This is a genomic window from Streptomyces sp. NPDC050704 (assembly GCF_040654355.1).
Taxonomy (GTDB): domain Bacteria; phylum Actinomycetota; class Actinomycetes; order Streptomycetales; family Streptomycetaceae; genus Streptomyces.
In genome coordinates, this window is sequence record NZ_JBFAHW010000057.1 from 1 (window position 1) to 12,141 (window position 12,141).

The 12,141-nt window shown below is 70.3% G+C and carries 12 protein-coding genes; 5 read left to right on the forward strand and 7 right to left on the reverse strand.

Going from position 1 to position 12,141, the window contains the following annotated elements:
- Positions 1–330 (reverse strand): PHP domain-containing protein (locus AB0I18_RS29620; RefSeq protein ID WP_363108671.1); only part of this gene is annotated, 330 nt, incomplete at its 3' end.
- Positions 331–578: 248 nt separating this feature from the next.
- On the opposite strand from AB0I18_RS29620, the gene AB0I18_RS29625 reads away from it, so the two are divergent.
- The 4 genes from AB0I18_RS29625 to AB0I18_RS29640 all read left to right on the forward strand — a co-directional run bounded on the left by AB0I18_RS29625 (position 579) and on the right by AB0I18_RS29640 (position 5,321).
- The gene (locus AB0I18_RS29625) at positions 579–1,922 is read left to right on the forward strand and encodes a DUF2252 domain-containing protein (RefSeq protein WP_363108672.1); all 1,344 of its coding nucleotides are present in this window, start codon (positions 579–581) and stop codon (positions 1,920–1,922) included.
- 94 nt (positions 1,923–2,016) lie between these two features.
- Entirely contained in the window at positions 2,017–2,697 is a 681-nt protein-coding gene (locus AB0I18_RS29630; protein WP_363108673.1) for a hypothetical protein, read from the forward strand.
- A gap of 51 nt (positions 2,698–2,748) precedes the next feature.
- Entirely contained in the window at positions 2,749–3,549 is an 801-nt protein-coding gene (locus AB0I18_RS29635; RefSeq protein ID WP_363108674.1) for a DsbA family protein, read from the forward strand.
- Between the two features lie 110 nt (positions 3,550–3,659).
- Positions 3,660–5,321 (forward strand): alkaline phosphatase D family protein, encoded by a 1,662-nt coding sequence (locus AB0I18_RS29640; protein WP_363108675.1) that lies wholly within the window; start codon positions 3,660–3,662, stop codon positions 5,319–5,321.
- A 47-nt stretch (positions 5,322–5,368) separates the two neighbouring features.
- Here the strand turns inward: AB0I18_RS29640 and AB0I18_RS29645 are convergent, their stop codons facing one another.
- The gene (locus AB0I18_RS29645) at positions 5,369–5,938 is read right to left on the reverse strand and encodes a dienelactone hydrolase family protein (RefSeq protein ID WP_363108676.1); all 570 of its coding nucleotides are present in this window, start codon (positions 5,936–5,938) and stop codon (positions 5,369–5,371) included.
- 125 nt (positions 5,939–6,063) lie between these two features.
- On the opposite strand from AB0I18_RS29645, the gene AB0I18_RS29650 reads away from it, so the two are divergent.
- Positions 6,064–7,188 carry a mechanosensitive ion channel domain-containing protein gene (locus tag AB0I18_RS29650; protein WP_363108677.1) on the forward strand — a complete coding sequence of 375 codons (1,125 nt, stop codon included), beginning with the start codon at positions 6,064–6,066 and terminating at the stop codon, positions 7,186–7,188.
- 157 nt (positions 7,189–7,345) lie between these two features.
- Here AB0I18_RS29650 and AB0I18_RS29655 read toward each other — a convergent pair whose 3' ends face one another.
- The 5 genes from AB0I18_RS29655 to lspA form a co-directional block, all read right to left on the reverse strand.
- Complete coding sequence (locus AB0I18_RS29655) at positions 7,346–8,086, reverse strand: SDR family oxidoreductase (protein WP_363108678.1); 741 nt, start codon at positions 8,084–8,086, stop codon at positions 7,346–7,348.
- Positions 8,087–8,156: 70 nt separating this feature from the next.
- Positions 8,157–9,743: a Na+/H+ antiporter gene (locus AB0I18_RS29660; RefSeq protein WP_363108679.1), complete on the reverse strand. Its 1,587-nt coding sequence runs from the start codon at positions 9,741–9,743 to the stop codon at positions 8,157–8,159.
- Between the two features lie 126 nt (positions 9,744–9,869).
- Entirely contained in the window at positions 9,870–10,352 is a 483-nt protein-coding gene (locus AB0I18_RS29665) for a GNAT family N-acetyltransferase (RefSeq protein ID WP_363108680.1), read from the reverse strand.
- A complete protein-coding gene (locus AB0I18_RS29670; protein WP_363108681.1) occupies positions 10,349–11,293 on the reverse strand; it encodes an RluA family pseudouridine synthase in 945 nt (314 codons plus the stop codon). Before AB0I18_RS29670 ends, AB0I18_RS29665 begins: the two co-directional genes overlap by 4 nt.
- A gap of 85 nt (positions 11,294–11,378) precedes the next feature.
- On the reverse strand, positions 11,379–12,053 hold the full coding sequence (gene lspA / locus AB0I18_RS29675) for a signal peptidase II (RefSeq protein ID WP_363108682.1): 675 nt from the start codon (positions 12,051–12,053) through the stop codon (positions 11,379–11,381).
- Between the last annotated feature and the right edge of the window lie 88 nt (positions 12,054–12,141).

The window sequence follows — 12,141 nt, forward strand, 5'->3', positions numbered from 1 at the left end:
GTTCGCCGCCCAGATCGTCTTGTGGGTGTAGCCACCCGAACCGGACACGTCGTCGCGCTTCTGGTGCGGCTGGCCCCACCGGACCTTGCGCTTGTTGCGCCGCGACTCGGGGGCGACGTACGCCTCGATGCCGATGATCGGCGTGACACCCGCCTTCTTGGCGGTGTGGAAGAAGTCGTACGCCCCGTGCAGGTTGCCGTGGTCGCTCATCGCGATGTGCGACATGCCCATCTCGTTACAGGCGTCGAACATGTCCTTGAGCCGCGCGGCACCGTCCAGCAGCGAGTACTGGGTGTGGACGTGCAGGTGCGTGAACGGCGGCTTTGACACGGCTTCGGCCTCCAAGAAGAACGGGCGTCGACGGGCTGCCCACAGGCTGCCGACAGTCTGGGGGACAGCGTCGAAGTCTATGCCTGAGCACTGACACTCGCAGGGGTCTCCCCCCGTATCTTCATGGGTGGGTCACGGGCACTCCCGCGCTCCTTCGTCCGTTGCAAGATGGACGGAGACGTCCGTCCCGGCGGATGCCACATTCGTCCCACTCGTCATGCACCACCTGCACCAGGAGGCACCCCGCGATGTCGGACCCGCAGCTCAGCGCCGAGCAACGCGGCGAACAGATCCTCGCCGTCTTCGGCACCGCGTTCGGCGAGCTCCTGGCCGCCGACCCGGCCGCGTTCCGCGTGAAGTTCCGCAAGATGGCGGCGTCGGCCTTCGCCTTCTACCGCGGCACGGCGGGCCTCTTCTACCACGACCTGACCGCCGACATCGGGTTCGGGCCGAAGCGGGGTGGGCCGTACCTGGACGAGCGCACCTCGCGGGTGTGGATCCACGGCGACCTGCACGCGGAGAACTTCGGCACGTACATGGACGCCCAGGGCCGGCTGATCTTCAACGTGAACGACTTCGACGAGGCGTACGTCGGCCCCTTCACCTGGGACCTCAAGCGCCTCGCGGCCTCCGTGGCCCTGATCGGCTACGCGAAGGCGCTGAGCGACGAGCAGATCACGGGTCTCGTACGGACCTACGCGGCGGCCTACCGCGAGCGGATCCACGCCCTGGCGACCGGCGCCAAGAGCGACGAGGTGCCGCCCTTCACGCTGGACACCGCCGAGGGCCCGCTCCTCGACGCGCTGCGTGACGCACGCTCGCTGACCCGTTTCGGGCTGCTGGACTCGATGACCGAGATCCGCGACTTCGAGCGCCGCTTCGCGTCGGGCGGCGGCTCCATCGAGCTGGACGCGGCCACCCGCTACAAGGTCCTCGCGGCCTTCGACGGCTACCTGGAGACGCTGCCGGAGTCGTCCCTGGACCGCCCCGACTCGTACCGGGTCAAGGACGTCGTGGGCCGCCGCGGCATCGGCATCGGCTCGGCAGGGCTGCCTTCGTACAACATCCTTCTGGAGGGCAACAGCGACGCCCTGGAGAACGATGTGGTGATCTACATCAAGCAGGCCCAGACCCCGGCCGTCTCCCGGCACATCACGGACGCCTCGATCCGCGAGTACTTCCAGCACGAGGGCCACCGCACGGTGATCTCCCAGCGCGCCCTCCAGGCGCACGCGGACCCGTGGCTCGGCTGGACCGAGCTGGACGGCGCGGGCCAGCTGGTCGCCGAGGTCTCGCCGTACGCGGTGGACCTGGACTGGGGCGACATCGACGACCCCGAGGAGATCGCGGCGGTCGTCGCCGACCTGGGCCGGGCCACCGCGACCATGCACTCGGCGGCGGACGACGAGAGCGGCCACTCGGAGCTGGTGCCGTTCTCCACCGAGCGCGCCATCGACGCGGCGATCGCGGGCGACGAGGACAGCTTCGGCGACCTGCTCGTGGACTTCGCGCACGCGTACGGCGCACGCGCGCGTGCCGACCACCAGATCTTCGTGGACCTGTTCCGCAACGGCCGGATTCCAGGTCTGTAGCCCAGCCCCCGGTCGGGCCGGCCCGTCGCCGGCTCACTTCACAGGAACCTTTTAGGGACCTCCTACAGGAGTACGTGACACACTTTCCAGCGCTATGGACATAACCGGGATCCAGCTCAGAGCCGTGCGCGCGGCGTTGTTCACGGCACTCGTCGTGACCCTCAGCACCGCGTCGCACGTGCTGCTGTCCGGGGTCCCGCTGCCGCTGGCCACCGTGGCCGCGCTCTGTGGTGCCGTCTTCGTCGTCGCGTACGCGCTGGCGGGCCGTGAGCGCGGCTTCGGGCGGATCGCCGCCCTGCTGATCCCGCTGGAGCTGGCCGCCGACACGCTGTTCACCACGGGCCAGCACGCCTGCTACGGCAGCGCGGGCGGACCCGTCACGGGCCCGCTGCGCTCCATCGGCCTCGACGTCCTGTGCGGCGGCGAGGTCGGCGCGCCGCTGGCCCGGGTGACCGGCGACGGCGACCGTGCCGCCGCCCTGCTCGCGCACGCCGACCCGGCCGCCGCCTGGCTGCTGCTCGGCGCGCACATCGGTGTGGGCCTGTTCGCGGCCGCCTGGCTGCGGCGCGGCGAGCGGGCCCTGGCCCAGCTCCTCGGCGCGGTGGCCGCGGCCACCTTCCGGCCGCTGATGCTCGCGGTCGCCGCGGTGGCCGTACGCCGCACTCCCGTACGCCCCCTGCCGCGACCCACGCTCCGGGTCGCCGTCCTGCGTACGCGGCTCTTCGTGCACTCCCTGGGACGGCGTGGACCGCCCTGCTCGGCCGTTTTCGCCTGAGCAGAGCAGAACAGTCCCCGGCCATCCGCCATCACCACGGAGAACACGATCATGAGCAAGAGGAACAGTCAGGCCGCGAAGTCGGCTGCCCGTGAACGGCTGCGCGTCGAGCGCGAGCGCGAGGCCAGGCGCAACAAGGTCAAGCGGCAGGCCATCGTCGCGGGGTCGATCGTCGCCGTCCTCGCGATAGCCGGCGGCATCGGCTACGCCGTCGTGCAGAACAACGAGCCCTCGAAGTGGGACGAGGCCGCCGACGCGAAGGTCGTCGCCCCCGCCAACACCAGCGGCACGAACGGCACGACCGTCGTGATCGGCGACTCCAAGACCGACAACACGGTCCACCTCTACGAGGACCCGCGCTGCCCGGCCTGCGCCTCCTTCGAGCAGACCGTCGGCGAGACGGTCAACAAGGGCATGGAGGACGGCGACTACAAGCTCTCCTTCACGGTCGGCACCTTCCTCGACAACAGCCTCAGCGGCGAGGGCTCGAAGAACGCGCTCAGTGCGCTCGGCGCCGCGCTGAACGTGAGCGGCGACGCGTTCCTGGAGTACAAGACCGCGCTGTACTCGACGAAGTACCACCCCGAGGAGACGAAGGACGAGTTCGCCAAGGACAGCTACCTGATCGAGGTGGCGAACACGGTGGACGCGCTCAAGAACAACAAGAAGTTCCAGGACGCCGTCGAGAAGGGCACGTACGACGCCTGGGCGATGAAGATGAGCAAGACCTTCGACACCGCCAAGGACGTCGACTCGACCCCGACCATCAAGATCAACGACAAGAAGATCGAGAACCCGAGCAGCGTGGCCGCCTGGGAGACCGCGCTCAAGGACGCGGGCGTCACCAAGTAGCGCTGATCGAGTAACGCACGGCGTAAGGGCGGGCGAACTCTTCCGAGTTCGCCCGCCCTTCGCGTCCTTCCCCTTACCGAACTACTTACTGATCAGTAATCTGATCGGCCGTGACCAGTCGCATCAGATCCCACTCCAGCCCCAACTCCCCCGGCCCGCGCCGCCGTACGGTGGTGAAGGCAGCCGCGGCCACCGCCGTCATCGGCGCCCCGCTCGCCGCCGCGCTGCCCGCCCGCGCCGCCGAGACCCCCGCGTTCCTGCACGGCGTCGCCTCCGGCGACCCGCTGCCGGACGGCATCCTGCTGTGGACCCGGGTGACGCCCACGGCCGAGGCGATGCCCGGCTCCGGACTCGGCCCGGCCATCGAGGTCGGCTGGACCGTGGCCACCGACAAGGCCTTCACCACCGTCGTGGCCAAGGGCTCCACCACCGCGTCCGCCGCCACCGACCACACCGTCAAGGCGGACATCCGCGGCCTGAAGCCCGCCACGGACTACTGGTTCCGCTTCTCCAGCGGCGGCACCGACTCGCCCACCGCCCGCACCCGCACCGCTCCCGCCCACGACGCGGCCGTCGCCTCGATGCGCTTCGGCGTCGTCTCCTGCGCCAACTGGGAGGCCGGCTACTTCTCGGCGTACCGGCATCTGGCCGCGCGCGGCGATCTGGACGCCTGGCTGCATCTGGGCGACTACATCTACGAGTACCCGACCGGCGAGTACGCGGCCCGCGGCACGGTCGTACGCCCGCACGCCCCCGCCCACGAGATCCTCACGCTCGCCGACTACCGCACCCGGCACGGGCGTTACAAGACCGACCCCGACCTCCAGGCGCTCCACCACAAGGCCCCGGTCATCGCGATCTGGGACGACCACGAACTCGCCAACGACGCCTGGTCGGGCGGCGCCGAGAACCACACCGAGGGCGCCGAGGGCACCTGGGCCGCCCGTCAGAAGGCCGCCAAGCAGGCCTACTTCGAGTGGATGCCGGTCCGGCCGGCGATCGAGGGCACCACCTACCGGCGGCTGCGCTTCGGCAGGCTGGCCGACCTCTCGCTCCTGGACCTGCGCTCGTTCCGCTCGCAGCAGGTGTCCGTCGGCAACGGCTCGGTGGACGACCCGAACCGTACGCTCACCGGCCGGGCCCAACTGGACTGGCTGAAGGCGGGCCTGAAGGCCTCGGACACCGCCTGGCGGCTGGTCGGCAACTCCGTCATGATCGCCCCGTTCGCCATCGGCTCGCTCTCCGCCGAACTGCTGAAGCCGCTCGCCGAGTTGCTCGGCCTGCCCAAGGAGGGCCTGGCCCTCAACCCCGACCAGTGGGACGGCTACACCGACGACCGCCGCGAACTGCTCGCCCATCTGCGGGACAACGCGATCCGCAACACCGTCTTCCTCACCGGCGACATCCACATGGCCTGGGCCAACGACGTGCCGTACAACGCCGGTACGTACCCGCTGTCCGCCTCCGCCGCCACCGAGTTCGTCGTCACGTCCGTGACCTCCGACAACCTCGACGACATCATCAAGGTCCCCGAGGGCACGGTCTCGGCCCTCGCCTCGCCCGTGATCCGCGCCGCCAACCGGCACGTCCACTGGGTCGACACCGACCGCCACGGCTACGGCGTCCTGGACCTCACCGCCGACCGCGCGCAGATGGACTACTACGTCGTCTCCGACCGCACGTCCGCGAACGCGACGACGTCCTGGGCCCGTTCGTACCGCACGCGCAGCGGTACGCAGAAGGTGGAACGGGTGTACGCCCCGGTGGGCTGACACCACAGAGGCACTACAGGCTCAGAGGCACTACAGGCTCAGAGGCACTACAGGCTGTCGAGGAAGCCGAGCGCCACCCGCCAGGTGGCCTCGGCGGCCTCCTCGTCGTAGTCCGGCAGGCCGGGGTCCGTGTAGATGTGCCCGGCCCCCGCGTATCTGTAGATCTCCACATCGGCACCCGCCTTGCTCATCTGGAGATACCAGGCGCTCAGCCAGTCGTCCGGCTCGAAGGCATCCGGCTCGGCGACATGCAGCTGGACCGGCAGCCCGTCCACCGAGGCACTCTCCGCGATGTCGGACGTGCCGTGCAGGAGCAGCAGCCCGCGGGCCTTGTCGTCGCCGAGCGCGAGCGTCTGCGCGGTCGCGGCACCGAACGAGAATCCGGCGTACACGAGCCCCCGCTCCGAGTACGGGGCGGCGGCCAGGATCGCGCGTCTGAGCAGCTCGTCCTTGCCGATCTCGTCCTTGAAGGTCATGCCCTCCTCGACGGTCTCGAACGTGCGCCCCTCGAAGAGGTCGGGCGTCCACACCTCGTGTCCCGCCGCGCGCAACCGGTCCGCCGCGTCCCGGACCGCGGGGCGCGGCCCGTAGGACGAATGAAAGAGCATGATGTTCATGGGCCCATGGTGCCAGCCGGGACCGACAACGCCCGTCCGAGGTGTGCACGGCTGTGGGCAGCGCGTATACGACGGGGCCTGGACCACATGTTCATGGCGGCCCCGATCCGGTTACGGTCGGAGGCATGGAGAACGTACTGCGTCCGCTGATCGTCGTCGGCGGCTCGGTCGTACTGACGCTGCTCGTCGGCTGGGCTGTCGACCGGCTGATGCGGCAGGCCGACGAACGGCACCCCGAGACGCCCCTGTGGGGCCTGCTGCGCCGCGGCCGCATCCCCTTCCAGCTCGTACTGTGCGCGGCCGTGCTGAGAGGCTCGTACGAAGAGGCGAAGCTGTTCCCGGCCCACGCGGTCGGGGTCGGCCGGACCCTGTCGCTGGTGCTCATCGGGTCGGCGGCGTGGCTGGTGATCCGGATCGCGGCGGCGATAGTGGAGACGTCGTACACCCGTTACGCCGCCGCCCACCGCGACCCGGCCCGGGTCCGCCGGGTCCGTACGCAGGTGACGCTGATCCAGCGCGTGGTCTCCGCGATCGTCGGTGTGGTCGCGGTCGCCGCGATGCTGCTGACGTTCCCCCCGATGCGGGCGGCCGGCGCCTCACTGCTCGCCTCGGCCGGCATCATCGGCATCGTCGCCGGTGTCGCCGCACAGTCCACGCTCAGCAACATGTTCGCGGGGCTGCAGATCGCCTTCGGCGACATGGTGCGACTCGGTGACGTGGTGGTGGTGAACGGCGAGTGGGGCACGGTCGACGAGATCACCCTCACCTTCCTGACCGTACGCACCTGGGACGAGCGCCGGTTCACCATGCCGGTCTCGTACTTCACGTCCCAGCCGTTCGAGAACTGGTCCCGCGGCGGCGTGCAGATGACCGGCACGGTCTTCTTCCAGCTGGACCACAGCGCGCCCGTGGAGGAGATGCGCGGCAAACTCCGCGACATCCTCCGCGAATGCCCCGCCTGGGACGGCCGCGACTACGGCCTCGCCGTCACCGACTCCACCGCCAGCACCATGGAGGTACGCGCCCTGGTCACCGCGAAGGACGCGGACGACGTCTGGACGGTACGCGTCACGGTCCGCGAACAGATGATCGCCTGGCTGACCACCCACCACCCCTACGCCCTCCCCCGGGTCAACACGGCCGACGCCCTCCTCCCACCGGGCCACCCACGCCCGAACGGCGTCGACGGCGCACCCCCGCGCAACAGCCGGGGCCGCGCGGTGGAACCACCAAGGACGGGGCGGGGGTGAGGGCCGCCCTCTGAGCGGCCTTGGCCGAGTTCGGTGCGGTACCGCGCCCCCGTAAGGGGCGCGGGGCTGTGACATATGCGGCTCCGCCGCGTGGGCGCGACCAGCCCCCACCGGCCCGCAGGTACATCATCACCTCACCGTTCTTCCAGCGGAGCGCTCAGCGCCCCCGCTCCGCCCCGCCGTTCACCTGGACCACCTGAGCCGTGATGTGTCCGGCCGCGGGTGAGGCAAGCCAGTGGAGGGTTTCGGCGACATCGCCGGGCGTGCCCGCGCGGCCCGTCGAGGTTTCGCCGATCAGACGCTCGCGGCGGGCCTCCGCCATGGCCCCGCCGAAGAACTCGGTGTCCTCGACATAGCCGGGCGCCACCAGGTTCACGGTGACGCCGCGCGGCCCCAACTGCCGGGCGAGATCGAAGGCGTACGGATGCAGCGCGGCCTTGGACGCCCCGTACGCCCCACTCCCGGAGCCCCGGTACGCGGCGATGGAGCTGAGGAACAGCACCCGCCCGCCCGGCGACGCGAGCCGCTCCCGCAGGGCCTCGGTGAGCAGCGCGGCCGTCAGCGTGTTGAGCCGGAAGTTGACGGTCCAGTTGTGCGCGACGATGTCGAGCGGGTCGTCGCCGACGGCCTCGGGTTCCAGGTTCCCGGCACCACCCGCACTGTGCACGAGCACGTCCACCGTGCCGAGTTCGGCCGCCACGAACTCCCTTACCGCCCGCACCCCTTCGACCTCGCTGAGATCGGCCGCGTACGTGAGCGCCCCGGGCACCTCCGCCTTCTCCAGCACCTCGGCTCTGCGCCCGAGCAGCAGCACCCGGTCCCCGTCCGCCGCGAACATCCGGGCCGCGGCAAGCCCGATACCCGTACCGCCTCCGCTGATCACCACGTTGCGTGCCATGGGGGAGACCCTACGAAGAGATAACTGCACAATGCAACGAGCTCTTGCGGACGGTCACCTCAGGCCCCGATCACCTCAGGCTACGCACATCCAGATGCCGCAACACCCGGTCCACGATCTCCGGATCGGCCCCGGGCTCACTCCGTGCCGCCAGCACCTCGTGCCGGGCCGCCGACAGCATCTCCCCCTGAATGCGCCGGACCCGTTTGATCCGCCGGACCCGCTGTTCATGAGCCTCGCGTCGCTCGTCCTCCGCCAGTTCGGGGCTGATCCGCAGCCCGATGTCGAGGGCCCGGCGCAGCAACTGCTCCAGGAGCTCGTCCGACAGCTCCTCGACCTCCTCGATCTCCCGGAGCCGCCGTTTCGCCGCCTTGGCCGCCCGCAGGGCCAGCCCCTTCTCGAACTCCTTCTCCCTCCCTGTGTCGGCCCGCACCCCCAGCCTGCGAACGAGCCACGGCAGAGTCAGCCCCTGCACGACGAGCGTCGCCATGATCACCCCGAACGCGATGAAGATGATCTCGTCCCGGTTCGGGAACGCCGAACCGTCGTCCATCTCCAGCGGAATGGCCAGCGCGAGGGCCGCGGAGGCCACCCCGCGCATCCCCGCCCACCACATGACGACGGTCTCCCGCGAACTCATGGGAATGTCCTCGTCGTAGTCCCGCTTCGCGTGCAGCCGCTTGGTGAGCCAGGTGGCGGGCAGCAGCCAGGCCAGCCGTACGAACACGACGACGCCCACGATCGCGGCGGCCCACCCGAGCAGTTCGGTCCACCGCCCGGCCGCCGTACTGATCGCGTTGTGCAGTTCGAGCCCGATGAGCCCGAACGCGACCCCGGTGACCAGTGTGTCGACCACGTCCCAGAAGGTGTGCCCGGCGAGCCGCACCATGACGTCGTCGCCGTCGGTCGCGTACTCCGCCAGGAACAGTGCCGTGGTGAGCACGGCCAGCACCCCGGACCCGTGCAGTTCCTCGGCCAGTACGTACGAGGCGAACGGCACCAGCAGCGTCAGCCCGACCTGCAGCGTCGCGTCCCCGAGGAAGTCCATCAGCCGGTTGGTGGCCCATCCGAGCGCCAGCCCGACGGCGACCGCGACCACGGCGGACAGCACGAGGTCCAGCGCGGCACTCGGCAGCGAGAAGGTGCCGCTGACGGCGGCCGCGATGGCCACGTGGTACAGCACGATGGCCGTCACGTCGTTGAACAGCCCCTCGCCCTCCAGGATCGACACCAGCCGGCGCGGCAGCCCGAGCTGCCCCGCGACGGCGGTCGCCGCGACCGGGTCGGGCGGTGCGACGAGCGCGCCGAGCGCCACGGCGGCGGCGATCGGCAGCCCCGGCACGATCGCGTGGGCGACCACGGCCACCACGACGGTGGTGACGAACACCAGCGCCACGGCGAGCAGGAAGATCGGCCGTTTGTTGGCCGTGAACTGCCGCCAGGAGGTGCGCCGCACGGCGGCGTAGAGCAGTGGCGGCAGCAGCGCGGGCAGAATCAGCTCGGGCGGGATGTCCACGTTCGGTACGAAGTCGAGGACGGCCAGCACGATCCCGAGCAGCGTCATGAGCACCGGGGAAGGGAGCCGCAAGCGGTCCCCGAGCGGGACACTCACCACGGCCCCGAGCAACAGCACGAACAACAGGGCCAGCTGATCCACGGTCAGTGCTCCGAAGGGTCTGGACGATCACACGAGCAGACATCCAGCGTGCCACTGAAGGACGGGCGCGGGTGAACCCCCGCCGGGGCCCGGGCGAACACCCGCCCGGGCGGGCCCGTCTCCGGGCTAGAGAGAGCGCCGCATCGCCCGGTGCGGTATCCCGGCGTCGGGGAACTCAGGCCCGTACGCCACGTATCCCAGCCGCTCGTAGAACCCCAGCGCATGCGTCTGCGCGTGCAGATCGACCACCGCCAGCCCAAGCGCGCGTGCCGCGTCCTCGATCCCCCGGACGAGCGCGATCCCGACGCCGAGCCCCCGTGCGGCCTTCACGACGGCGAGCCGTCCCAGGGCCCCGACGCCGGACTCACCGCCGGTCTTGGCCGCCGCCACCTCGCCGTACAGCAGCCGTCCCGCGCCCAGCGGCAATCCGTCGTCCCGCACGGCGACCACATGCACGGCATCGGCGTCGTACGTGTCGTACTCAAGGTCCGGAGAGACCCCCTGCTCGACCACGAAGACGTCCTTCCGCACCGCGAAACAGGCCTCACGGTCGGCGGGGTCCTCGGCGACCCGCACCACGTAGGACGGCACGTAGGGCGGCGAACTCATGCGTAGCTTTCCTCCCGGACGCGGTCCAGCGCCTGCTGAAGATCCTCGGGATAGCCGCACTCGAACTCGACCCACTGGCCGTCCCCGGGGTGCTCGAAACCGAGCTTCACGGCGTGCAGCCACTGCCGGGTGAGACCGAGCCGCTTACTGAGAGTCGGGTCGGCGCCGTACGTCAGGTCGCCGACGCAGGGGTGCCGGTGGGCCGCCATGTGGACGCGGATCTGATGCGTACGCCCGGTCTCCAGCTTGATGTCGAGCAGCGAGGCCGCGCGGAACGCCTCGATCAGGTCGTAGTGCGTGATCGAGGGCTTGCCCTCGGCCGTGACCGCCCACTTGTAGTCGTGGTTCGGGTGCCGTCCGATGGGTGCGTCGATGGTGCCGCTGGTCGGATCCGGGTGGCCCTGCACGAGCGCGTGGTAGCGCTTGTCGACCGTGCGCTCCTTGAACTGGCGCTTCAGCGACGTGTACGCGTACTCCGACTTGGCCACCACCATCAGGCCCGAGGTGCCCACGTCCAGGCGGTGCACGATGCCCTGGCGCTCGGCGGCGCCGGAGGTCGAGATCCGGTACCCGGCGGCGGCGAGGCCGCCGATGACCGTGGGACCCGACCAGCCGGGACTCGGGTGCGCGGCCACGCCGACGGGCTTAACGATCACGACCACGTCATCGTCGTCGTGCACGATCTCCATGCCCTCGACGGGCTCGGCGACGATCTGCACGGGCGCGGGTGCCTGCGGCATCTCCACTTCCAGCCAGGCACCGCCGTGCACCCGCTCGGACTTCCCGACCACCGAGCCGTCGACCGTGACCTTCCCCGCCGCGGCAAGCTCGGCGGCCTTCGTGCGGGAGAAGCCGAACATGCGTGAAATGGCGGCGTCTACGCGCTCGCCCTCCAGGCCGTCGGGCACGGGCAGGTTGCGGATCTCGGGAACGGTGCTCACCCGTCGAGTATGCCGGACGGCTCCGACAACACCTGACCAGAACCGAACGCCAGTGCCCAAGGACACCCGTGGACCGGCCGGTACGTCAGTCCTTGTGGACGGTCCCGTCCGGGTCCAGGCCGCGGAACGACAGCAGCACGATCAGGATGCCGCCGCAGACGATCGCGGAGTCGGCGAGGTTGAAGACCGCGAAGTGCTTGGGCGCGATGAAGTCGACGACGGCACCCTCGAAGACGCCCGGCGAGCGGAAGATCCGGTCGGTGAGGTTGCCGAGCGCACCGCCGAGGAGCAGGCCGAGCGCGATCGCCCAGGGCACGCTGTAGAGCTTGCGGGCGAGCCGGGCGATCACCACGATCACCGCGGCGGCGATCATCGTGAAGATGATCGTGAAGGCCTCACCGAAGCCGAAGGCCGCGCCCGCGTTGCGGATCGCCTCGAACCTCAGCCAGTCCCCGATGATCTCGATCGGCTCGTGGTGCTCCAGCTTCGCGACCACGATCATCTTGCTGATCAGGTCCAGCGCGTACGCCAGGACGGCCACCGTGAAGAGCACGGCGATCCGGCGCCTGCCCCTGGGCCGCTCGGCCTCGGCCCGCGCCTCGCCGGAACCGGAGTCGGCGCCGGACGGCTCGGCCGGGCTCCGCGTCTCCTCGGCGTCGGACCGGTCGCCCGGCGCCGCGCTCTTGTCGGTCTGCTCCGGCTCGGCTCCCGCCGCGTCCGGGGTATCCGGCGTACCGATGATGCGCTCCGCCTCTGCCACGTGAGTCCCTCAACCTAGGTGCCTGACTGAGGACGAGAGTACGGCACCGCCTCCCGCGCACAGGTGCTCAGGAGGCGCACCGGACCGA